At 49.3% G+C, this 22415-nt stretch carries 30 protein-coding genes, 1 tRNA gene and 1 pseudogene; 10 read left to right on the forward strand and 22 right to left on the reverse strand.

What is annotated here, in order from left to right; translation table 11 throughout:
* Positions 1-139 precede the first annotated feature (139 nt).
* Positions 140-337, reverse strand: a complete 198-nt coding sequence (locus tag EOS97_RS23005) for a hypothetical protein (protein WP_001805136.1) — start codon at positions 335-337, stop codon at positions 140-142.
* A gap of 293 nt (positions 338-630) precedes the next feature.
* Between EOS97_RS23005 and dgcJ the strand changes: the two genes are divergently transcribed.
* Both dgcJ and EOS97_RS23015 read left to right on the forward strand, forming a co-directional pair.
* Positions 631-2124, forward strand: coding sequence for a diguanylate cyclase DgcJ (gene dgcJ / locus EOS97_RS23010; protein WP_001048655.1), 1494 nt, complete (start codon positions 631-633; stop codon positions 2122-2124).
* Between the two features lie 49 nt (positions 2125-2173).
* Positions 2174-2692, forward strand: coding sequence for a YbaK/prolyl-tRNA synthetase associated domain-containing protein (locus tag EOS97_RS23015; RefSeq protein ID WP_162491924.1), 519 nt, complete (start codon positions 2174-2176; stop codon positions 2690-2692).
* Here the strand turns inward: EOS97_RS23015 and yoaI are convergent.
* On the reverse strand, positions 2689-2796 hold the full coding sequence (yoaI, locus tag EOS97_RS23020; RefSeq protein WP_000272239.1) for a small membrane protein YoaI: 108 nt from the start codon (positions 2794-2796) through the stop codon (positions 2689-2691). The genes EOS97_RS23015 and yoaI overlap by 4 nt on opposite strands.
* Positions 2797-3001: 205 nt before the next feature.
* Between yoaI and EOS97_RS23025 the strand changes: the two genes are divergently transcribed.
* Positions 3002-3448, forward strand: a complete 447-nt coding sequence (locus EOS97_RS23025) for a DUF441 domain-containing protein (RefSeq protein ID WP_000460698.1) — start codon at positions 3002-3004, stop codon at positions 3446-3448.
* Here the strand turns inward: EOS97_RS23025 and EOS97_RS23030 are convergent.
* Positions 3428-4222, reverse strand: a complete 795-nt coding sequence (locus EOS97_RS23030; protein ID WP_000579798.1) for a helix-turn-helix transcriptional regulator — start codon at positions 4220-4222, stop codon at positions 3428-3430. The two genes, EOS97_RS23025 and EOS97_RS23030, sit on opposite strands and share 21 nt — an antisense overlap.
* A 100-nt stretch (positions 4223-4322) precedes the next feature.
* On the opposite strand from EOS97_RS23030, the gene EOS97_RS23035 reads away from it, so the two are divergent.
* Both EOS97_RS23035 and EOS97_RS23040 read left to right on the forward strand, forming a co-directional pair.
* Positions 4323-5507, forward strand: coding sequence for a CynX/NimT family MFS transporter (locus tag EOS97_RS23035; protein ID WP_000205342.1), 1185 nt, complete (start codon positions 4323-4325; stop codon positions 5505-5507).
* A 118-nt stretch (positions 5508-5625) separates the two neighbouring features.
* Positions 5626-5973, forward strand: a complete 348-nt coding sequence (locus EOS97_RS23040) for a DUF488 domain-containing protein (protein ID WP_001222532.1) — start codon at positions 5626-5628, stop codon at positions 5971-5973.
* On the opposite strand, the gene EOS97_RS23045 is transcribed toward EOS97_RS23040, so the two are convergent.
* Complete coding sequence (locus tag EOS97_RS23045; RefSeq protein ID WP_000487131.1) at positions 5959-6270, reverse strand: hypothetical protein; 312 nt, start codon at positions 6268-6270, stop codon at positions 5959-5961. The genes EOS97_RS23040 and EOS97_RS23045 overlap by 15 nt on opposite strands.
* A gap of 68 nt (positions 6271-6338) precedes the next feature.
* Positions 6339-6590 (reverse strand): DUF333 domain-containing protein, encoded by a 252-nt coding sequence (locus tag EOS97_RS23050; protein WP_000673492.1) that lies wholly within the window; start codon positions 6588-6590, stop codon positions 6339-6341.
* Between the two features lie 195 nt (positions 6591-6785).
* Between EOS97_RS23050 and EOS97_RS23055 the strand changes: the two genes are divergently transcribed.
* A complete protein-coding gene (locus EOS97_RS23055; RefSeq protein ID WP_001589065.1) occupies positions 6786-6884 on the forward strand; it encodes a YoaK family small membrane protein in 99 nt (32 codons plus the stop codon).
* A 138-nt stretch (positions 6885-7022) separates the two neighbouring features.
* On the opposite strand, the gene EOS97_RS23060 is transcribed toward EOS97_RS23055, so the two are convergent.
* From EOS97_RS23060 to EOS97_RS23090, 6 genes are all read right to left on the reverse strand, one after another.
* Positions 7023-7271, reverse strand: coding sequence for a GlsB/YeaQ/YmgE family stress response membrane protein (locus EOS97_RS23060; protein ID WP_000512149.1), 249 nt, complete (start codon positions 7269-7271; stop codon positions 7023-7025).
* Between the two features lie 313 nt (positions 7272-7584).
* A complete protein-coding gene (locus tag EOS97_RS23065; protein ID WP_001669273.1) occupies positions 7585-8226 on the reverse strand; it encodes a hypothetical protein in 642 nt (213 codons plus the stop codon).
* 229 nt (positions 8227-8455) lie between these two features.
* A complete protein-coding gene (locus EOS97_RS23070) occupies positions 8456-8638 on the reverse strand; it encodes a DUF1869 domain-containing protein (RefSeq protein ID WP_000513733.1) in 183 nt (60 codons plus the stop codon).
* A 2-nt stretch (positions 8639-8640) separates the two neighbouring features.
* Positions 8641-9003 carry a DUF1971 domain-containing protein YeaR gene (gene yeaR, locus EOS97_RS23075; RefSeq protein ID WP_001248993.1) on the reverse strand — a complete coding sequence of 121 codons (363 nt, stop codon included), beginning with the start codon at positions 9001-9003 and terminating at the stop codon, positions 8641-8643.
* A 173-nt stretch (positions 9004-9176) separates the two neighbouring features.
* Positions 9177-9815: a leucine efflux protein LeuE gene (gene leuE / locus EOS97_RS23085; protein ID WP_000457190.1), complete on the reverse strand. Its 639-nt coding sequence runs from the start codon at positions 9813-9815 to the stop codon at positions 9177-9179.
* Between the two features lie 197 nt (positions 9816-10012).
* Positions 10013-10558 carry a chorismate mutase gene (locus tag EOS97_RS23090; RefSeq protein ID WP_000617988.1) on the reverse strand — a complete coding sequence of 182 codons (546 nt, stop codon included), beginning with the start codon at positions 10556-10558 and terminating at the stop codon, positions 10013-10015.
* An 82-nt stretch (positions 10559-10640) separates the two neighbouring features.
* Between EOS97_RS23090 and EOS97_RS27305 the strand changes: the two are divergent.
* Together EOS97_RS27305 and EOS97_RS23095 are read left to right on the forward strand one after the other, a co-directional pair.
* Positions 10641-10795, forward strand: a pseudogene (locus EOS97_RS27305) (hypothetical protein).
* Positions 10796-10873: 78 nt separating this feature from the next.
* Positions 10874-11122: a biofilm/acid-resistance regulator YmgB/AriR gene (locus tag EOS97_RS23095; RefSeq protein WP_000208086.1), complete on the forward strand. Its 249-nt coding sequence runs from the start codon at positions 10874-10876 to the stop codon at positions 11120-11122.
* Positions 11123-11376: 254 nt separating this feature from the next.
* Here EOS97_RS23095 and EOS97_RS23100 read toward each other — a convergent pair whose 3' ends face one another.
* The 6 genes from EOS97_RS23100 to EOS97_RS23125 form a co-directional block, all read right to left on the reverse strand.
* A complete protein-coding gene (locus EOS97_RS23100; RefSeq protein WP_000190263.1) occupies positions 11377-12225 on the reverse strand; it encodes a MerR family transcriptional regulator in 849 nt (282 codons plus the stop codon).
* Between the two features lie 68 nt (positions 12226-12293).
* Positions 12294-12887, reverse strand: a complete 594-nt coding sequence (locus EOS97_RS23105; protein ID WP_023204994.1) for a helix-turn-helix transcriptional regulator — start codon at positions 12885-12887, stop codon at positions 12294-12296.
* Between the two features lie 144 nt (positions 12888-13031).
* Entirely contained in the window at positions 13032-13820 is a 789-nt protein-coding gene (aadA, locus tag EOS97_RS23110) for a cryptic aminoglycoside nucleotidyltransferase ANT(3'')/ANT(9) (protein WP_000175804.1), read from the reverse strand.
* A gap of 108 nt (positions 13821-13928) precedes the next feature.
* The gene (gene zinT, locus EOS97_RS23115) at positions 13929-14576 is read right to left on the reverse strand and encodes a metal-binding protein ZinT (RefSeq protein ID WP_001537483.1); all 648 of its coding nucleotides are present in this window, start codon (positions 14574-14576) and stop codon (positions 13929-13931) included.
* 111 nt (positions 14577-14687) lie between these two features.
* Positions 14688-14764: transfer RNA gene (locus EOS97_RS23120), tRNA-Arg, on the reverse strand.
* Between the two features lie 8 nt (positions 14765-14772).
* Positions 14773-15099, reverse strand: coding sequence for a four-helix bundle copper-binding protein (locus EOS97_RS23125; protein WP_001183699.1), 327 nt, complete (start codon positions 15097-15099; stop codon positions 14773-14775).
* 193 nt (positions 15100-15292) lie between these two features.
* Between EOS97_RS23125 and EOS97_RS23130 the strand changes: the two genes are divergently transcribed.
* Positions 15293-16426 carry a mechanosensitive ion channel family protein gene (locus EOS97_RS23130; protein ID WP_000456075.1) on the forward strand — a complete coding sequence of 378 codons (1134 nt, stop codon included), beginning with the start codon at positions 15293-15295 and terminating at the stop codon, positions 16424-16426.
* A gap of 81 nt (positions 16427-16507) precedes the next feature.
* Here the strand turns inward: EOS97_RS23130 and EOS97_RS23135 are convergent, their stop codons facing one another.
* The 5 genes from EOS97_RS23135 to EOS97_RS23155 are packed head-to-tail and all read right to left on the reverse strand — an operon-like array spanning position 16508 to position 21293.
* A complete protein-coding gene (locus EOS97_RS23135; RefSeq protein ID WP_058799984.1) occupies positions 16508-17098 on the reverse strand; it encodes an ATP-binding cassette domain-containing protein in 591 nt (196 codons plus the stop codon).
* Positions 17092-17889: an ATP-binding cassette domain-containing protein gene (locus EOS97_RS23140; RefSeq protein ID WP_000950205.1), complete on the reverse strand. Its 798-nt coding sequence runs from the start codon at positions 17887-17889 to the stop codon at positions 17092-17094. Before EOS97_RS23140 ends, EOS97_RS23135 begins: the two co-directional genes overlap by 7 nt.
* Entirely contained in the window at positions 17883-18695 is an 813-nt protein-coding gene (locus tag EOS97_RS23145) for an ABC transporter permease (protein ID WP_000966636.1), read from the reverse strand. The genes EOS97_RS23140 and EOS97_RS23145 overlap by 7 nt, the downstream gene beginning before the upstream one ends.
* On the reverse strand, positions 18685-19659 hold the full coding sequence (locus tag EOS97_RS23150) for an ABC transporter permease (RefSeq protein ID WP_001805128.1): 975 nt from the start codon (positions 19657-19659) through the stop codon (positions 18685-18687). Before EOS97_RS23150 ends, EOS97_RS23145 begins: the two co-directional genes overlap by 11 nt.
* Positions 19659-21293, reverse strand: coding sequence for an ABC transporter substrate-binding protein (locus EOS97_RS23155; RefSeq protein ID WP_000946091.1), 1635 nt, complete (start codon positions 21291-21293; stop codon positions 19659-19661). The genes EOS97_RS23150 and EOS97_RS23155 overlap by 1 nt, the downstream gene beginning before the upstream one ends.
* Positions 21294-21973: 680 nt before the next feature.
* Here EOS97_RS23155 and EOS97_RS23160 point away from each other — a divergent pair.
* Positions 21974-22288: a TRL-like family protein gene (locus tag EOS97_RS23160; protein ID WP_000182479.1), complete on the forward strand. Its 315-nt coding sequence runs from the start codon at positions 21974-21976 to the stop codon at positions 22286-22288.
* Positions 22289-22415: the final 127 nt, after the last annotated feature.

Consider the following 22415-nt stretch of genomic DNA (forward strand, 5'->3'; position numbering starts at 1 on the left):
GCCCGTAATGAGTCACGGGCTGATTTATCACTAACAAGGCAATTATACATACTACCACTATAATAGCCGTAAACCTGTATATCTCCTGACTGGATTAACCTTACATGCGCCGACTTATCACTGAAATACTATGGATTTATTAATGCCAGCAATACTCACCAAAAGGTGGCGGTAATTGCAGAGAATCAGGTTTTTGCAGCTTACAAAAAAGCCATGGACCCGAAAAATCAAAATCCCACGGACTATCACTACCCGACGCTGCCATAGCAGACGACGTGAACCCCGCAGCCAGCAATGCAAAAAGAAAAATTGTTGCCATTTCTTTAAATCGTTTCATAGTGCCTCCGAACGGAAGTACATTATTATCCTTACCACTTCACACTCCTTTCGCGTAATAATAAAGGCTATTCTATTTTCGTTAGTGTTAAATCGATGCCGTTAATTAACAATTTACTTTTTGCGACAATAGTCACGACTGAAAATATCAACACCATATATTATTGAATTTATTAAATCGAGAATGATTTTTATTTCATAACATCAACACGTTTTATTTTTAAACAGTCTATTAGAGGAATTCTCATCGCTATGGTAAACTAACGCATCCGACTTTCAGGGCTGTAGTTCATCATGAATTTGCATCATAAAGCGCTCAGGCACTTTATCTCGGCAAGCGTCATCGTTTTGACATCGTCCTTCCTGATTTACGAACTTATTGCCAGCGACAGGGCAATGAATGCCTATATGCGTTATATCATGGAGAGAGCCGATTCGTCGTTTTTGTACGATAAGTACCAGAATCAAAGCATCGCCGCACATTTGATGCGAACTTTTGAAGCGCCGGGAGACCCCGTCACCGCAGAAAAACGCCGCGCGTTTTGCGACGCCTTTGAGGCTATTAACGGTACGCACGGTGTCAACCTGACCCGGCATAATTACCCGGCGCTACATGGCACCCTGCAAACTGCCGCTACACAATGTACCGATAATCTTGATGACGCCCTTTTACTGCCTGCGTTTGATCAGGCGGTAAGCATCAACCGTTCGCAGGACGACCACAGTCACGGGCTGGGCACACTGGAGCTTAAATTCCGTTATTACGTTGATTTAAATAAACATTATGTCTATTTCTATGATTTAATCAACTCACGGCGCTTCGCCATGCATCGTTGGACTTTTTTACAAAAAGGCACAATGGGTATTAACAGAAAAGATATAGATAAACTTTTTACCGGCCGTACGGTTATTTCAAGTATTTACATGGATGATATTACCCAGGAAAACGTCATGAGCTTTTTAACGCCAGTCTATCTGGCGGGAACGTTAAAAGGTATCGTGATGGTGGATGTTAACCAGGATAATTTAAAAAATATTTTTTATACCCAGGATCGTCCGCTGGTTTGGCGTTATCTTAACGTAACACTAAAGGATATGGACTCCGGAAAAGAAATTATTATTAATCAAAGCAAAAATAATCTGTTTCAATATGTGAATTATAGCCATGATATCCCTGGTGGGCTGCGCGTTTCGTTGTCCCTTGATTTTACCTATTTCCTTGTCTCGTCCTGGAAGGCGCTGGCCTTTTACTTACTGGCAACGGCGCTCCTGCTTAATATGGTACGGATGCACTTTCGGCTTTATCGCAACGTCACACGCGAAAATATTAGCGATGCCATGACCGGGCTTTACAACCGTAAAATATTAACACCGGTGCTGGAGCAGCGACTGCAACGCCTGGTCAATGCCGGGACGCCGGTGACATTTGTCGCTATTGATTGCGATAGGTTAAAACTGATCAACGATACCCAGGGGCACCAGGAAGGCGACCGAATTATTACCCTGTTGGCGAAAGCGATTAAAACATCGATTCGTAAAAGCGATTACGCCATTCGCCTCGGCGGCGATGAGTTCTGTATTATTCTTGTTGATTACGCGGCGGATTTGGCTATCCATCTGCCGGAGCGTATTATTCGTAACCTGCAAATTATCGCACCGGATAAGACAGTCCATTTTTCTGCCGGGATTTATAATATGCAGCCCAATGATACGATTAATGATGCCTACCAGGCTTCCGATGCGCAGCTCTATCTGAACAAACAACAAAAACAACATCGTTCATCATAGTGCTTCGCAGTAAATGTTCATATTGCACCAGGAGTGAGAAATGGCCGAAATGACTGAAGTCGCGAAGGGTGTCGCTACACACCAACGTTTAGTGGCTTTATTAACGCAGGAGAACGCGCGCTATCGTGTGGTTAGCCATGAAGCGGTAGGAAAATGTGAAGCGGTATCTAAAATACGCGGTACTGCGCTGGGCCAGGGCGCAAAAGCGCTGGTCTGTAAAGTCAAAGGCAACGGCGTCAACCAGCACGTTCTTGCTATTCTGGCGGCCGATCAGCAAGCCGACCTCTCTCAGCTTGCTTCACATCTGGGCGGCTTACGCGCTTCCCTTGCCAGCCCGGCGGAAGTCGATATGCTGACCGGCTGCGTTTTTGGCGCGATCCCGCCTTTCAGTTTTCACCCCAATCTGAAACTGATCGCCGATCCGCTCCTGTTTGAGCGTTTCGATGAAATTGCCTTTAATGCCGGCCTGCTGGAAAAATCAGTCATTATGAATACACAGGACTATCTGCGCATCGCCCGACCAGAACTGGCAGTCTTCCGCCGCTTTCAGTCATCGCCAACGGCTTAGTCCCCTTCCCCTTCAAGGAGCAATACAGACACAACGATGATGATAAAAATGGCGAAAAACGACGCCGTAATCATCAGCGCTTCAAGAAACGGTGGATCGTACATAATTGTATCCTCAGGAAGACAACAATGACGGTTCACCTGTTAGCAATACGCGGCGTTGATGGCAATTTAATGACAACGCCGTTTTTCACGTAGAGATTGTCTTTCAGGCAGTTGCCTGAAATCCGCATCAATCGTTAAAAAGGCCTGTGCGCTTTGCCGTTTGGGCGTAAAGTAGTCAGGCTTACTTTTTGGCAAGGAAACCATGATGTTTGATGTCACTCTGCTGATCCTGCTCGGACTGGCAGCTCTGGGATTTATCAGCCACAACACCACTGTCGCCGTCTCAATTCTGGTGCTGATTATTGTCCGCGTAACCCCGTTGAATACCTTTTTTCCCTGGATTGAAAAACAGGGGCTCACCGTCGGGATTATCATTCTGACCATCGGCGTGATGGCTCCCATCGCCAGCGGAACCCTACCGCCCTCCACATTGATCCACTCTTTTGTGAACTGGAAATCGCTGGTCGCGATTGCCGTCGGCGTTTTCGTTTCCTGGCTGGGCGGTCGCGGCATTACGCTGATGGGAAACCAACCGCAGCTCGTCGCCGGGCTGCTGGTCGGTACGGTACTTGGCGTCGCGCTGTTTCGCGGCGTGCCGGTCGGCCCACTGATTGCGGCGGGGCTGGTCTCTTTAATTGTGGGGAAGCAGTAACTCGCCCGTCAGATACTGGCCTGGCGTCTGCCCCAGGCCTTTTTTAAACATGGTAATAAATGCCGTGGTGGAATCATAACCCAGCATTTGCGCCGTCTGTTGTACATTACGTCCCGCGATCAGCGCTTGTAGCGCCAGGATTAATTGCAACTGATGACGCCAGCGACGAAAGCTTAGTCCCGTCTCTTTGACGACCAGCCGGGCAAGGTTACGCTCGCTCATCGCGAATACGCTGGCCCACTGCCCTAACGTATTCCATCGAGCGGGCTCCTGCGCCATTGTCTCAACCATTTGGCGAATTTTCGGATGCCCCGATACCGGTAATTGCAATTGTTCCTGCGGCTGCTGCGGCAGTTCATCAAACAACACCTGAATAAGGCGCTGCGTTGGCATTTGCGCTCTTTCGGAATCGGTTCTGCGCGCCAGCGACAAAATCAACTCCCGGCATAACGGCGAAATTTTCAGCGTGCAGCAACGCTCCGGCATGACGACCGCTGCAGGTTCAATAAATAAAAAGCACAGCTCCGCCCCTGCGGTCACATGATTACTGTGCGGCAGCGAGCCAGGGAGCCAGACGGCATACTGGGGCGGAACCATCCACATCGCATTTTCCACCTCGCAGGTAATCGCGCCGTGCAGAGCGAGAATCAACTGTCCCTTGCGATGCTGATGGCGAGGGCTAAACAGTTCATCATCCCTGGCGCGAATACAAAAGGCCACAGCGGCATCGTGGTGAAGGTCGGGATCGTAACCGTCCAGTCTCAGGCCAATCATTATATTGTCCGATTTTAGCGATAAATTGTCATTTTAGCTTGATTCATCCAAACAGTAAAAACTGTTAAGGTATCGCCTCGCCTGACGAGATGAGAAAACGATGACGACAGCCCTTTCACCACGCGGCAAACAGGGCGCTTTACTGATTGCCGGTATTTTGATGATAGCCACTACGCTACGTGTAACATTTACCGGCGCTGCGCCGTTGCTGGAGACAATCCGTTCGGATTACGGTCTTTCCACCGCCCAGACGGGCCTGCTAACAACCTTGCCGCTTCTGGCGTTTGCGCTGGTTTCGCCGCTGGCGGCCGGTATTGCCCGCCGGTTTGGGATGGAACGCAGTCTGTTTGCCGCAATGCTGCTGATTTGCGCGGGTATTGCCCTCCGCTCCCTGCCCTCCGCTGCATTGTTGTTTGCCGGAACGGCCATTATTGGGTGCGGGATAGCGCTGGGTAATGTGCTGCTACCAGGATTGATTAAGCGCGATTTTTCACAACATGTCGCCAGGCTGACGGGCGCGTATTCATTGACGATGGGCGCCGCCGCCGCGTTGGGGTCTGCGCTGGTGGTTCCGCTGGCGTTGCACGGTTTTGGCTGGCGCGGCGCGCTGTTAATGCTGATGCTGTTTCCGCTGTTGGCGTTTCTTATCTGGTTGCCGCAGTGGCGCACTACCCGCTCAGCTAACCTGAGTAGCTCCCGGGCATTACATGAACGCGGTATCTGGCGTTCGCCTTTAGCCTGGCAAGTTACGTTGTTTCTGGGACTTAACTCACTGATTTATTATGTGATTATCGGCTGGTTACCAACAATACTCATCAGCCACGGTTACAGCGAAGCACAGGCAGGATCGCTACATGGCCTGCTGCAACTGGCGACCGCGGCGCCTGGGTTAGCCATTCCGCTTATTTTGCATCGCTTTAACGATCAACGCTGGATTGCCGCGCTGGTCTCACTCTTGTGCGCGGTGGGCGCGGCGGGGCTTTGGTTTGTGCCGGGCCAGGCTGTCATCTGGACGCTACTGTTCGGCTTCGGTTCAGGCGCGACGATGATCCTCGGCCTGACGTTTATCGGCCTGCGCGCCAGTTCGGCGCATCAGGCGGCGGCGCTTTCCGGCATGGCGCAGTCGGTCGGGTATTTACTGGCGGCATGTGGGCCGCCCGTCATGGGAAAACTTCATGATGCCAGCGGTAGCTGGTATCTACCGCTGTCAGGCGTGACGGTTCTGGCTATCATCATGGCGATTTTCGGCCTCTACGCCGGACGCGATCGAGAGATAGCGTCATAAATAAACCTGATACCCACTTGAATGCCTGATGACGCTTCGTTTATCAGGCCTGATCCATTAAAATCATTACCGCTATCCGACAAAAGTACCGTAAGCGACACCATCACAGGAGGGAAAAATGCGAATCCAGTGTAAGCGCGTCTATTTCCCGGCGGAAAAAGACGATGGTTATCGGGTATTGGTTGACAGGCTATGGCCACGAGGCATTAAAAAATCGGCGCTGGTCTATGATGAATGGAATAAGGCCATTACGCCCTCAACCGAATTGCGCAAAGCCTTTCATAGCGAACTGATTGATTTTAACCACTTCGCGCAGCAATACCGGGCAGAACTTGCGCAACAGCATCAAGAAGGCAAACGGCTGGCGGATATTGCCCGACACCAGCCGCTAACGTTGCTATACGCCGCTAAAGATACTCGCCAGAACCATGCCATTGTGCTGGCAGAGTGGCTAAGAGAGCTGTGATTGTCGTGCCGCCGCCTGGCCTGGTTGTCTGTCCGGGGACAACGGCATCAAATGTTCTTCCCGCACCCAGGCAAAACCGTGCTGACCATCGGCGGAGGCTACGTCGCCCGTAACCAGCCACAGCGCCCGAGGCGCTTCTTTCGGCAGTAAGGTGACGTGTCCATTTACCGGGTTAATGAATTCATCTCCGGGTTGGCACAGGCAAAATAGCTCAACCGACTTACCAATATTCCGCCGTCCGGCGGGTGTTTTAGCGCCAATAACTATTGCCAACGCGCCCGGCTTTAACTGAAACATATTTTCTTGCGCCGCATGAAACTCATTATCAGATTGTTCTTAATCATATCCCGTCGGACCGCAGGTTGTCACTTTTTCGTATCAGGGTGCTCTCTGCGCCATAATGTCCACTCATCAATGATTTCGCCATTGGGCAATTTGCAATCGGAACGCACGCCTTGTGGGGTCTGCACCGGCATCAGCGTACCGCCCTGTTGCTCACAGTAGACGGCTGCCGGATTAGGCATCCCAATACGCGGCGGCCTGGGGGCGTTGGGTTGCGACGATGAACAAGCGCTCAGCAGCAATACGCCTGGCAACGCAATCCACGTAAATTTCATAACGACTCCTTAAAGCGATATTTTGTCCAGGATAACCTGGCGGGTACGCTATTTCCATACTTTCTGTCAGCGCTTTAGCGGGTGTTTATCCCGGGTTAAGTCAGTAATAGCCACGCCCTGTCACAAAGCAACCGACCTTTTGTCGCTGAGAAAACCCTGCTATTCTGGCGCCCCCTGAACAGTGAAGGTAATAGCATGAGAGTGGGTATCCTCTTCCCTGTCGTCATTTTCATTACGGCAATATTATTTTTGGCATGGTTTTTTATTGGCGGTTACGCCGCGCCAGGAGCATAACCATGAGGAAAACAACGATGGTGTTGATGGGCATCGCGCTAATTGCGGCGGCGGGTACCGAACTGGGCTGGTGGTAAATTCATTTTGAATAATAAAGGCTACCTGTCGTAGCCTTTATTATCTCTGAAAGTTCTGCGTTTAGCTTTTGATTTTTCTGTAGATTAACAGCACGACAATCGCGCCGATCACCGCGACTGCAAAGCTGCCGAAGTTGAAACCATCCACTTTGCCAAAGCCAAAGAACGTACTGATCCATCCTCCGACTACCGCACCAACGATCCCCAGAATGATCGTCATAAAGAATCCGCCGCCATCTTTACCTGGCATGATCCACTTAGCCAAAATACCCGCAATAAGTCCAAAAATAATCCATGAAAGAATGCCCATTTTTTCCTCACTTATGTCTTTACGTTAGCGGTTTATTTGCCGTTAAAAAGAATAGCACATCGTCAGGAAAGTGAAGTTTGTGATGTCCATCACCTTTTAGCGTCGTGGATAAAAGCGCATAAATATCAGGGTTGCAATCATTAATGATAACGATTATCTTTATCAACACCGAGTGGTTGAGTTTATAACCCACCTGTTCGGTACGACATTGCTCACATTGCTTCCAGTATTATTTGCCCGCCTCACCGAGTGCGGGCTTTTTTTGCTAACCGCTATCTATCCCATGTCGAATTCATGGTCTTTTTCAGCCGCGCTATTTTGCGTGATACGGGGTCATCTCCAGCGCCGTACATTCATCCTGCTTGTCCTGCTGCATAAACACCACGGTCACCATAAACAAACCGATCATAAATGGCACTTCATAAAGCTCTTCAATCAAATCTGTGTAACGAGCGTTATGCAGGAATATCGGCGACAACCACCGATGATGCTCGACAGTGTCGGAAATCAGATATGAACATGCCGTCACGGTAAACAGCCACAATGGCAGAGGAACGTCCCGCAGACGACGAACAATCTCCTTACGTAGCCCGGCAGAAAACAGGACTGGCAATACCAACGCAGCAATTAATAGCACTGAAATCGTTCTGAACAGCATACGCGGCTCGTCAGGGAAATAGTCACGCCCCCAACTAGTGCTTCTACCCAACAGCACCACCCACCAGACAACAGCCCATAGCCAAAACTGCTTTGCCCCTTCGGGACGGGAAAGTGGCCGTATATACCAGGCGGTAAATAGCGCCCCAAACAGTAACCATAACGCTTGTCCGTTTTCAATCCATCGGACCACCACGCCGTTAAGCAAAGGCAATTGCCAGTCCGCCGTAAACGGGATGACCACAGCGGCAAGCGCAAGAGTAAGTGCTGACGAAGTTAATCGGGTATCGAGTTTCATGATCATAAGACTCTTCTGGTTTTTAATACCCAATCATAAGTTTTATGAATACGCTCTCATTAGCAAACAATGCGATATTCTTAATGTTTTCTTAATGTTTCTTTTCAACCCATGTCTGATGTAAATAAACAGCGCTTTTCAATACGCAAAAACCGCATCACGCTGGCGACGCGCGATGCGGCTTCTGATTTAAAAAATCACTTTATATCAAATAGATACTACAATACCCTTACCAACCGCAAACGTCGTGTTCGTTTTCGGTATCGTAGGAACGCACGGTATTGACCAAATCCTTCACAACTTCTGCTGCAACTTCAGGTACCAGCAACGTCATCGGTGCTTCCGTTTCATAGTCCACAGAGACGCCGTTGCTATTATTCGTGACCGTGACGGTATAAGTAGCTTTTCCCATTATTATTCTCTCCCGGCATGAATGACTTTTCGTGAGGTCGCCCCTTCCATCAGTACTTCCGGCGCGACAAAAAAGTCGATGTTAAAATAGGTATCATCCGTCATGACCTCAATATTGTGCCACTTTTCCGGAGGAAACACGCCAAACTCGCCGGCATTGATCACCATGATCTCTTCCGGCTCAGAGCAATGTTCATCAGCGTATCCGAGATATTTGACCGCCCCCTGCATCACCGAGAGACGAGGATAAACGCCGGGTCGCGTTCCCTTATCAAGGTGGCGTTCGAAAATTCCGGCAGGCGCCGTCTCTTTGTTCCAGAAGGGCGTGGAACGTGTATGGATATGATTTTGTGGAATTTGCCGCATTTGCTTCCCTCTTCCCGCAGGTTACTCAGCGATAATCTCATCGCTGTCGTAAAAAGGTTACGCTCCAAAAACAGCATTTTAAATACCATTTATTGGTTACTATTTTGCTGTTTTCCACGCAATAAAACCGAAAGGAGAGCAATGACCCGCCGTTGTCGACGGGTCCGGGAGGGTTAAGACTGGAGCGTTGCCAGCCGGGCGGCAAACCCGACGAAAAGAAGGCCAATCAAAGAATTGCCCACTTTTGCCAGTTTCTTTTTGGTACCAATATAGTGGGTTACAAAAGCGCCAGAAAGAATTAAAAAGCTCAGATAGCAAAAACTGACGATTTCAAGGGTGGTGGCCAAAATAAAAAATGACACCCCAGTATGCGGCGCAGTAACGTCAATAAATTGCACAAAAAAGGAAACATAAAAAAGTATAGCTTTAGGATTCGTCAGGCTAAGAATTAAAGCACGCTTAAAAATAGCGCCAAAAGGAACTACCGTTTCCGTCGCCGCACGCCCCTTTGAGGTCAGCGTAGCGTAAAGGATTTTTGCGCCAAGGTAGAGCAGATAAAACGCGCCGAGATAGCGAACAATGTTAAACAGAACCGGCGTTGTTTTGATCAGCGTCGCCACGCCCGCATACGCCAGAAACATTAATATCGCATCGCCGATAAACACGCCGCATGCGGCAAGATATCCTCCTTTAACCCCGCGTCCTACGCTGTTTTTAAGCACAAAAAGCGTATTCGGCCCCGGCACCAGAACGATAAAAATCGCCCCGACCAGGTACGTCCAATAATTCAGAACACCATACTCCGCGAACACATTAACCTCTTCCTGAAAACATTTACGCTTAGCTGCGAAACAGTATGCTAACGAATGCACCGGAAGATGGGAAGCGAAACCACGTCTCTCCAGGCCGCTATTCCGCCACGCTTATATCCACATCACCTAAAAGCGTTCTTTTATCGCTACCTCCGCAGGCAATCACCCGGTATTGGCCCACGTTTCCTCATGGGGAATTAACGCGCGCGTCGTACCAAAGATAGGGCTGCCAACACATCACTGATATCGCTCTCATTCAGATTCGGCGCATTAAACTTCGCTCTCAGCCACACCATATCCTCGTGGCTGAAAGCGCCGACCATCAAGCGCTGGCTGATAATGATCAACATTTGATTATCAAGTTGTCGAATACGTTGCCGGGTGACCGACAAGGTTTGTATCGGAAAGGAGGGTTCTGAGCCGGTTCGCCACTGCGCTAAATAGCGGTACTGTATCGCTTTACTGGCATCCATTAGCGAACGAATAAAAGGGGTTATCGAATGCGGGTCCAGACCGTTATTTTTCGCTTCTTCTTCGGCCTCGGCAAAAACATTTTGTTCACGCGTGAAATCCTCTATCGGCAGATGGTGCTTCATTTTATAAGCAGCCACATCTTTCATTAATAACATGCGTTCATTGAGCGCGGTTAAGAGCGCGCCAAGCGATACCGACGTTACCGAATCGGCAAAAGTGGTGCTGCACATCAATAAAGAACAAAGAAAAATGGCGATATGACGAATCATTAATCAACCTCCTTTTACGGAGGCCTGACAGTAATTTACCTTTATTAAGATAACATTAAGTAATTATTACGGATTGGTATTAATGCTTATTCGTTTAAACTGGAGTGATAAAAAGAACAGGCCGTTGATTCTACGGAATCTTCACCTTCACTTAAAGTGTATAAAATATACAACAAATCACACAAATGTGATGCGCATCACGTTTTTATGATTTTTTATTACGGTTTTATGATATAGGTCTAATTTTAATAGGTCACTAATTTCTCTCCCCCGCTCAGGGAGATCGGCTTCAATTTACATCGAATATGGTGAAATATGACTACCATTACACTAGTCAACGAACAAAATAGTACTGGCAATCCTTTTTCTGCACATATGTTATGTGAACAGCGAGCTATTCAGGAAATTACTTACGAACTATTGCAATCGCAGCAGCATGTCTCAAATAAGGATATCATCGCCAAACTTATTGAAAAACTGGAAACAGAAAAAGACGTAGTGCAGCTTGATATTTACCGTAATGCCTTAGAAGCCGTTTTGTTTCAGACACCTGACGACATCTAATATATACCCAAAATAATTCGAGTTGCTTAAAGGCGGCAAGGGAGTCAGTCCCCAGGAGCATAGATAACTATGTGACTGGGGTGAACGACAAATCTGCCGGGAGCAGATTTGAACGTCGCGTGCGACGGCCCGTCAGGGCGAGGCCCATGGATGGGCCGAGTAATCCGTAGCCAACACATAAGCAACTTGAAGTATGAAGGGTATAAACAAGGGAGGGGGTTACTCCTCCCCTGTTCGTTAATAATGCAGATGCCTCAACGTGCGGTGCCTGATTTTTCGTAGCCGTTTGCATGGATTTGCGGTGCAACATGCTGCATGCTTTCTGGCATCTCATGCTGCCGGTATACGGCTGGCAGTAATGTTAAACCTGAACCATTTTTCACATGAAGACTAAATTTACCCGATTCTTTTAAAGCCTGAATAAGATTTTCCTGCGCGGGAGTTAATGTCTCATCATGCCACAGAACAATATGCTCGAAAGACGTTGATAAAAGATCGGGCATCGGCGCCTGCCAGGGGATGACTTCAACTCGCATACCTTCACTACAATATTTAATCGTTTCCAGCCATAGCTCAATGGGGTCGTTCAGCGAAAACGCAGCAATAAGCATTGTGCCTGCTGGCGCCTTTCGTACGCTACTTAGCTGGAATGTGGCGTATTCAATAATCGCAGTATCCAGTAATGCCTTTTCAAATCGGCGTGCATCATCATCGCCTGCGGACAACCACAGCCGTAAAGGACGCAGTATTGACTCAATTACGATACACGGCGGAATTTCCCGACCATAACGCCAGAGTAATTTCCGCAATTTGGCGGGTTCGAATTTTCTACACTGCGCTAAAATCTCTTCCTGGTAAAATAACCATCCCGAGCGGCAATGCGTTTCTTCACCATAGAGTGCAGGTTTAATCTCTTTTAATGAGAAGCCTTTGCTTAACGCGTCGATAATATGCTGTATTCTGATAGCATCTTCTATGCAATAAAAACGATTGCCAGCTTCATCTTTGGTAGGTTGAAGCAGGCCATAGCGTTCCCAGGACCTGATATTTGCTGTTGTGACACCACACTGTGCCGCCATTGCGCTAATACTAAAAGTAGCCATGCCTGTCTGGCCTCATGATGATGTAAGAAAGCATAGTGAACCTAAACGCCATCAGAAGCAAATCATTATTAAGCAATGACCTTACTATTTACACGGGAAATTACATTATCAACATTATTTATTGTAAGCCAGTGCATAAAAGCTTTAGAGACGGACAGTATTTGATAATCCAGAACTGTTCTACAACCTAATTTAGTCAGAACATGGTAGCGTACTGAGTAAATAGTTTTTAAATGTACATTTAGCTCACAGCTTATTTGTCGGATATCCATTCCTTTAACAAGCATCGCCAAAACATTTCTTTCATTCGCCGTTAATCTGACTTTCTCTGACCTGGGAAAAAATTGACCAGCAGCGGCCAAAATCAGTAACTCACGCCACTCAGCAATAGAGGCATCGACCTTTATTCGATATATGGCATGATGTTCATCAATAAAGTTATATTCATTATGGGTAACAATTCCAATGAGTACCGTTTTAAATGCGGAAGTAATATACTGCTGTACGGTGTAGTAATCGTCGATATCAAAAATAATATAATTTACGTTACCAGCTATTATTGCGACGTCCTTAAATAAGAACTCCAGACCATAATTAAGAAACAGGTTTTCGCTCAATAGTCTTGTATCTGTCTTTAAAACAGATGATGCGGAACCAGTCATATCCACCTCAACAAAACGAGAGCCATGTGGAAATATCCATTCGATGGCCCGCATAAGATCATCTGCTTACTTCAGCGATGAGAACCTATTAAGTAGTAGTTGAGGAACGCCGTTTGCGCAACCTGACAGACGTCCTGGGGCATCTTATGTGAACTGCGTGGGGATGTGCGCTTTGGCAAAATCCACAAAGCGTACGACCGCAGGCAGCAAAATATGCCAGTCCTGCTGCTCCAGACCTAAATATTCACGCTGCGCCGCACGCAACGTAGCAGCATAATCTTCCGGCAACTGAGGTAACAGCCAGTCAGCCGCCGCATCCTTAGAGGTAAATCTCCCGGTAGAAAGGGTGTACCAGATACGCGCCAGGGTTAAAACAATATGATACTCATCTCCCTGCACATCTGCCGTGGATTGCCAAAGGTCGAGGGGATAACGCAAGGCCTTCAGCAACTGCGCCGCAGGGGCTGGCGTGAACAGCCGTTCCGCGCGTTCTCCCTTTAGCGGTATACTGGTTTCCAGAATCTGGGTTATCAATAACACAATGTCCCAGTCCTGTTGCGCTGGTTCATAAATCCCCTGATAAATGTCCTCTCTTAGCCACTCGCCAAATTGCATTTCCCGGGAAGGTGGAAAACACCAGGGAACCAGCTGCGAATAAAGCACGACAGTGACCTCCAGAGCGCGTTTTTCTGCTGACGCCCCCGGCGGCGATGAAAGCGCCAGCAATTCCTGCATCAGCGTTGCGCGTTGGGCCTCCGTCAGCGGCTGGCATATTGTCACCAGCAGATCAATGTCGCTGTTTGGCTTCAGACCGCCCGCGACAGCGGAACCATATAAATGAATAGCACGCAACGTATCGCCTGTGACACGAGTAATCAGGCGACATGCCGCTTCCGTTTGGCATTGAATCGAGGGCGGTATGGACAGCGTCATCATCGCTCCGGGGGCGCAGGTATTTTTTATATTGATTGCCAGAAATATGGCATAACGGCAGAAAAAAAGCTCGCTATTCATAGCGAGCTTTTAACATTGCAATCAGACTTAATGATGTAGCATTTCGTCAACGACCTCATTCGCCTTTAACTGATAAGGATAATAGGTAGGCCAGTTTTCCATCTCTTGCAACAATGCCTGCTGCGAGGTATTTCCCATAAAGATATGGAAGTGCGCCGATTTGCGCGGGGCAATGATATGATCGCTAAACTGAACATATTTAGGCGCTTTGCTATTCGCATCTTTACATTCGAACAGGTAGCGCACCCCTTTTTTACCCGATGCGTAAGTCAGAATTTTATAGCCGGCATAATTGTATTTACAGGATGCAACGTTATTGTCGCGATGGAATTCTATAACGCCATTTTCAATGCCAATAGTCTCAACATTCGTCGCGTATCCTTTGCGATAATACGCTTTAATATCCTCAAACGTTTTCTCCGGGTCTTTCTTCGCCTTTTGTCTGAAGACAGGGTCCAGCTCGCCGCTGACCAGGTAAGGATAGACGGATTGCCACATACCATCCCAGTCGGTGAGCGCGCGATCGCGTACATTGGCGTCATCAAACACGCCCGCTGCCGCTTTTTGCTCAACCTCCGTCATCGGCGCGCCATGAGCATGATGACCATGCGCGAAGGCAGGACTATTTACCAACAGCATTCCCAGAAGCATTGTCAGTTTTTTTAAATGAATCACCAAAACGTTACCCTCATCTTTCTTAGAAAGATGATTGTTATATTATAACATTGCATTTATTTCAACAGAAACTCAGCGGCCACCGCGCTGGTGGCCTTTTTTGATATCAACTGGTCCGCCATCGAGGAATTGAACCCCGAACCTTAGAGGTAGAAGCTCTATGCTCTATCCGGTTGAGCTAATGGCGGAAGAAAAATTACGCGGCCATTTTAAGGCAGGCGTCTGCGCATTGGCTGCATGCCCGCGCGCAATTCTGGCAATGGTCGTGATCGTGCCTTGCACACTCTTCGGCGCAGGCTTTGCAGATATCCGCGCACAGGCGGCATAATTTTTGTGAGTACTCGCTTTCCAATGCCATAAATTGCGCCGCCAGGCGACAAATGGCCGCACATTGCATATCTAACTGGATGCAGTGCTTCATCATTTCGACGTTATCTTCACGCAGACAAGAAGAGGCGCAGATATCACACGCCGCCGCGCATTCATAACACTGCTCAATACACTCACGATGTTCTTGTTGCATAAATGACTCCTTATTTTATTAAGAGGAGTAGATAAGTCTGCACAGAAACGCCGGGATAGCCAAACGGCTACCCCTCTTTTTCATACTTTTTGAACAAAAGTGCTGAATAAAACAGCAATAGTAAAGCCGGAAATCGGCCTCCGTGATGTGACGTCTATACTGTAATGTTCATCTGCTTTTCATCGGAGGTAAAATGGAGTATTTAGCACGACTAAATATCGTTGCGATGCTGATGTCAACGACGTTCTGGATCAATCTGGCGGTCGTTTTTTTCGTCACCCTCATTACTTACTGGCTCATCAACTGGCTACTTAATGTGGTCTATAAAGCGCTACAACGCCCGAATAAAAAGGATGATGCTCATGGGCGGCTGCGGCCTATTGTTTTCGAGATGCTGAAAAAGACCAGTAAGATGCTAATCTTTTTTGCCGCATTTCTCTTTAGCCTGCGCTTTGTCGCCCTGCCCGACCGGTTATTCTCTACCCTCTCTCACGCCTGGTTTTTAGTGGTTGCGATTCAAATGGCGATTTGGCTTGATCAGGGCGTACAGTCATGGATGCGTCATTTACTGTATGCCCCAGGCTCCAATAAAAACCCGGTGACGTTAGTCATTCTTGGTATGATTTTGCGCGTGCTCGTCTGGTCTATGATGTTGCTCTCCATCCTGGCGAACGTCGGCGTGGATATTACCGCACTGGTAGCCAGCCTCGGCGTGGGCGGTATTGCTATTGCCCTGGCGGTACAAACCGTTCTGAGCGATGTCTTCGCTTCGCTGTCGATTGGTTTCGATAAGCCCTTCGAGATCGGCGATTTCGTCGTCTTTAATGATGTAGCCGGTACGATTGAACATATCGGTTTGAAAACCACTCGCATCCGTAGCCTCAGCGGCGAACAGATCGTTTGTGCGAACGCGCAGTTGTTGCAGCAAACCATACATAACTATAAGCGAATGCAAACGCGTCGTATCGTGTTTACTTTTGGCGTCGCCACTGCGACACCGCCGGAAAAGTTACGCCTCATCGGCGATATGGTGAAAAAGATTATTACCGATGTCGGCGAAACACAATTCGACCGCGCCCATCTACTGGCCTTTGGTCAGGATCGGCTGACCTATGAGGTGGTGCATATCGTCAATACCGCGGATTACAATAAATACATGGATATTCAGCAAGAGATAAATATCCGTATTATTGAAAAACTCATTGAGAATGATATCGAACTGGCGCTGCCAAGTCTGGTCGTCAGAGCCCCTGTACAGGTTGAAGAGACCAGGGACTACAGTAATACCGCTGATGCAAAAAACGCAGATAAACGCGTCATGCAGTAAAATCTCTGCCGACAATACCGGGAACCCATGGGTTCCCGGTGCGTTAACGGCGACACGGCAATGCGGAGAAACGACTTGCGGCTATTCCACCTGTAAATGGCGGGTACAGACTTGATCAAGTAGCGCAGACTGATGACTAATCACCAACATCCCTAATGAACGGCTGCGGCACACCTCAAGCACGTATACCCATATCGCTTTTTGAATAGACGGATCGAGTTGCGCCGTCATTTCGTCGGCAATCAGAAAACGCGTTCGCGGGTCAAGCGCGCGCAGTATCGCAATACGCGCCAACTCCCCGCCTGAGAGCTGCATTGGCCGACGCGTCAGCCACTCGGGCTGCACATGCAAACGCCTCATCGTTTCCGAGTCAGGCTGCCAGGCATCACGCACAGCGTCTCCGGCGCTTCGCCAGGGATTAAACGTCAGTTCAGGATGCTGGGGAACAAGCTGTACCGGACAATACTGATGCAGGGGTAACGGGCTGCCGTCCAGCAGAACGTCGCCCGCCGTCGGCTTTTGCCATCCGGCCAGGACGCGCCCCAACGTTGTTTTCCCCGTTCCGCTTGGCGCATGAATTCCTACCCGTTCACCGGCAGAAATCGTAAACGTCAGGTTCTGCCATAAGACTTTCCCGCCCTGACGAATAACGAGGTCGCGGCAGCTTAGCATTCTATTCCCTCTCCGGTCGGCATAAATAACGGGTTTAGTTCAGGCAATGCCTGCCATTGCCGTTTTAACGGCTCACTCATCTCTTCCGGCTGTAACTGCTCGCAGCGGATATTGTCCGTGATATAACCCTGATGCAGCGCCACAATGCGATCGGCATACCGCGCCGCCAGCAGCAGGTCATGAGTCACCCACAGCACGCCGCATCCCCGCTCGCAGAGACCTCGCAAGTGCTCAAGCAACTGGTTTGCCAGCGCCGTATCAAGCCAGGCGGTGATCTCATCCGCGAGAATATAACGTGCCTGGCTAAGCGAGGCGTGGCACGCCAGAATTCGTTTAGCCATCCCACCGGAGAGCTGGCGGGGAAAGCGTTCCAGGACTGTCGGTGCAAGATCGCTTTGCTGTAATAGCTGTACCATTTGCGTCTCATCCCAGGCGCGTCCGGTCAGATGACATGCTCTGTTCAAATGTTTTCTGATATTCAGCATGGGATTAAGCGCCTGTACCCCCTGCGGCACGTAGCTAAACGTATTGCCCCTAAGCTGCCTAATGGTATGTCTGTCCAGCCGGTTGCCATCAAGCGTAATCTCCCCCCGAAAGCGTAAATTTTCCGGCAGCAGATCGAGCAGACATTGCAGCAGCAGACTTTTGCCCTCCCCGCTGCCGCCAACCAATGCCACCATTTCGCCGGGCGCGATATCAAAAGAGACATTCTGTAATAACGGCGACCAGCGTCTCGCGCCATACCAGCGATAACGCGCACTTTCCAGCGTAACCTGTTGTAAACTCAGCATACGTCACTCCTTAGCCACAGCCGCTGAATGGCGCGCGCAAACTGATCGAAGAGCATCACCAGCGTGAATAACATTAGGCCGGGAAACAGCACCAGCCACCAGTTTCCATGGCTAATAAACCGTAACGCATCCGCCAGCAACAGCCCCAGCGAAGGCTCATGCGGCGCCAGCCCAAACCCCAGAAAACTTAACGCCGCGCTGTGCAATACCGCATGAGGAAACATCAATAACGTTCCCGTCAACCATTGCGGCAATAGCGCCGGAAAATAGTGATATCGCCAGCAATAAAGGTGTCCATGCCCCAGACGATAGGTCAATGTCAGGTAGTCACTCTGCGCTACCCGCTCCGCGTCGGCGCGCAGAATCAGCGCCAGACGGGGCCAGTGCGTTAACGCTACGGCCGCAATGACGCCGCTTTTACCGCCGCCGAGCGTAAAACAGATAAGGATCAGCAAAAGTAAATGCGGCATGGCGAGCATGGCATCGGTTATCAGCCGCATCAGGAGGTCCAGCCGGGGATGAATGCGCGCCGCTGCCGCCATCACTAGCGCGATAACGCCGCTGCACAGCGCGGCGCCAACGCCAATTTGTAAACTGGTGAAGGCCCCCTGAAAGCAACGAAGCCATACATCACGCCCCAGATTATCGGTGCCAAACCAGTGCTGGATATCAGGCGACAGATGCCGGGCAAGCAGATTAACCTCTGGCGGCTGGCTCAACGTGGCATAACCGTATCCGGCAATAAACAGCAGACAGGTAACGGAGAGGATCAGACGAAACAACGTCGGGGCAGGATTATAGAGCATCGGGACGCTCCAGCGATCGATTAAGCACCACCACAAGCCAGGCTGAAATCGTATTTCCGGCAAACACTAATAGCGTACAGAATAAAACGATCCCCATGAGTAGCGGGACATCGCCACGCAGGCCGGCATCGATAGTGGCCTGTCCCAGTCCCGGATACGCAAAGACTTTTTCTGCCAGTAACGCCCCCCCCATCAGTTCGCCCAGAGAAGCAAACTGTAAACAGAGTGCTGGGGTAATCGCATGACGTAACACCTGGTGACGTAACAGCGACCATCCTTTATCCCCCTGAGCGCGCGCAAAACGAATAAATTCGCTCTTCATTACGCTGGCTATTTTTTCTCGCGTATGCAGCGCAATTTGCCCCATACCCAACAGACTTAACGCACATACCGGCAACACAAGATGGCGTAAACGTTCCGATAAAAGAGCTGTTCCTGCATTATTTCCGGGGTCCCAGGCGCAACAAACAGGTAATACCGGCCAGCGGACGGCAAACAGCGCCAGCAACAGCATTGCTATCCAGAAAGTGGGCAACGATGACAATAAGTAGCTGATACGGCAAATCATCTTATCCGGCCAACGGTGGAGAAAACGTCCGGCCAGAAAACCCAATGTCACGCCCAACACACCAGACAATAGCCAGGCGCCTGCCAGCAGCGCGAATGACGTCGCAAAACGTTCCCGGATCACGCTGGCGACAGGCATGTTGAACAGCATGGAATACCCCATGTCACCCTGGAGCAAACGCCAAAACCAGTGACCGAAACGCTCCCACAGCGGCTGGTCAAGCCCCCAGCGCGCCGCAATCCGCGCATATTGTTCTGGCGGAACATGGAGCAGATCGTTGCCAATATAAGCGCGGATAGGATCAACGGGCGAAAAGCTAAGCAAAATGAAGGTGCCGGCAGCCACCAGCATCAACAGAATAATCAGCCGCAAAAAATGACTGAAGAACAATTTCATCACCGACAGGTCCAGGTCCAGTCATCAAGATTGTTTAACACCGACCAGCTACCGTGGATTTCTGGCGCGCCTTTTCCCAGATCAATACAGGGGTTGGCCAGATAGGTATGCTGAATATTAAGCAGCCATGCCCATGCCGCATCGCCCTGGACGCCCGCGCCCTGCTTCCCATCCCACTCAACCTGCTGCCAGAAAGGAATCGCCTTTTGCCAGTCAGGCGCATCTATAGCCTGTTTCAGATGTGCTTCTACCGCAGGGTTGCTGTAATAGCCCGGGTTATAATATTCCACACCAGCGGCTTTCCCACTGTAGTGATGGAAGAGTTCCATCGGGTCCAGACTTCCCCAGCCAAACAGCGTAGGGTTAGCGTGCATATGGCGCTCTACAGTTTCCCAGCTTCCCGATTGCAACGAGACGACAATGCCTAAAGGCTGCAACATGGCGCGCACCGCCTCGGCCAGATCCCGTCGGGTGCTGTCGCCACTGGCATACCATAAGGTCAGACGCGCTTCTTTACCTGCTTTTTCACGCACGCCCGCGCGGTTTATCTTCCAGCCAGCCTCTTCCAGGATGGCGCGCGCTTTTGCAATATCGCCATCGCTGAATATCACTGAAGGATTTTGCCACGGCAATCCCTGCACCGCGCTATAGGCGGGTATCGCATGGCCTTCCATCACCTGTTCCGCCAGTTGCTTACGATTAATGGCATAGTTAATTGCGCGTCTGATAGCGACATCAGCGGTCACATCGTTGCCGACAGGATAACCGTTAGCATCCTTTTTACCGGCAGGCACCATCGGGAAGACAATGCCCCGGTTTTCAACGCTATCGCGTACCCAGAGTTTAAGATTATCCTGCTGCGGGGCCACCGCCATAGAAGGGGCAATGCGCACCAGACCTAACTGTCCGCTGCGCGCGGCGGCATAAGCATTATCTTCATCCAGAAAGACAAAAACCAGCCGGTTAAAGTCATTCTTTTTACCCGCATACCAGGGATTAGCTTCAACGATCAGTTGCTGACCCGGCTGAAAGCTGACCAGTCGGTATGGACCGGCGCCTATCGGTTCGCGGGCAAACGTTTTTTCATCATAACGGCTGGCCGGAACAATCCCTAACGATCCTAATACATTCACAAAGGTACTCTGCGGATGGCTCAGCGTCATCTCAATTCGGCGCGCATCCAGCGCTCGCGCATGACTAAAGTTGCCCATGTCAATTTTACCGCCGCTCTTCGCCGCTTTGTTGTATGTAAAAACGACATCTTCGGCAGTTAATGGCGAGCCATCGGAGAATTTCAGATCGGGTTTTAAGGTCAGTATCCAGGTTTTACCATCGGGGCTGGTATCCACTTTTTCCGTCAGTAAATTACCCCAACTCATATCGGCGTTTTGCTTGAGCAACGGCGCATGAAGCAATAAGTAACTGCCGTGGCTCCAGCCCAGCATAGGATCAAAGCCTTCCGTTGGCTCAGGGCCAATGGCCAGCTTCAGGGTACGACCGTCTGCCGTGTCCGACGCGGCAAAAAGCGACGAAGTGAATACCAGAGTCAGCGCGCACGTCACGAGCGCCAGTTTGCCTTTAATCATCAATTTGTCCCAGATTATGCGTTGTTTTTGTTTCTCCCGGCGCAGCATAAACGTCGGGAGACCTCCTGAGGACGGCATTATGGCGAGCATTTGTAATGAAAAAATGACGCAGAACAGAAAGTATGACGATCTTTTAAAAACATCATACGCACAAACGTCGGGAGCGCCAACGTGGGCTAAAGGCCGCTTTTGACGGGGATAAAACGCAAGGGAAATGACGCCAGGAATACCGGGTTAATTAACGCCATCTTATTCTCTTATTTCCTTTCTATTCTGTATTACGTCTTCCCATCCGACGTTGTTCATTTTCTCAACGTTATTAGTCAGTACTGAAACGTAAGAAGGTATCGTAATTAGCGCTTCCTGGCTTTAAACCTAAACCAATATTAAACGAACCGGGCGTTAATGAAACTTACCAGCAGAACGCCAGTCATATGGCAACCCGATGAAATGACATGCTATGGAGTCCAACCGAAAAATGTTAACGCCGCCAGGGCTCGTGATGATTTTTTTAGCCGTACTGTTCTCATTGCTGACAGGATGCGCAAGTTATAAAAACACGGCATGGGGAATATATCCGGCTTCAACGGATATTTGTCCATCAGGTACGACATCAACAGGAGGGTGCAAAGAGTAATATCGCATATTTAATATACACCACTTTTTAAATGACTGTCCGGACATTTTCGGACGGTAAGTTTTCTATTAATTTATAATGGACTAATCCCATGACAAATAAAAAACACATTTTTTCAATTATCTTTATTGGTTCTCTTTTAACGGGGTGTGCTACAGGACCATCACCGACAGGGATTGGCTTATATACGGATGTTAAAGGGCCAATTACTGCCACGAGTCTCCCGGCAACCAAAACCGGTAAAGCGTGTGCGCAAACGGTATTGGGTATTGTAAATACCGGCGACGCATCTATTGATTCAGCGAAAAAAGCGGGCGATATTTCTTTAGTGTCGAGTGTTGATTATGAAACTACAGGCTCATATCCGTTTTATGGTAAAACCTGTGTTGTCGTAAGAGGACAATAACAACAGTAAGCCGGCGATGCCGCCGGCTTTTTATCCCATTTTACGTGCCGCTATCTCTGTCTGTTCCTTGCGACTCAGCCCCCGCTTTAAGGTTCTGTTAAGATTTTACGCATACCCTACAAGCAGT

The organism is Salmonella sp. SSDFZ54, assembly GCF_004010735.1.
Lineage (GTDB): Bacteria > Pseudomonadota > Gammaproteobacteria > Enterobacterales > Enterobacteriaceae > Salmonella > Salmonella enterica.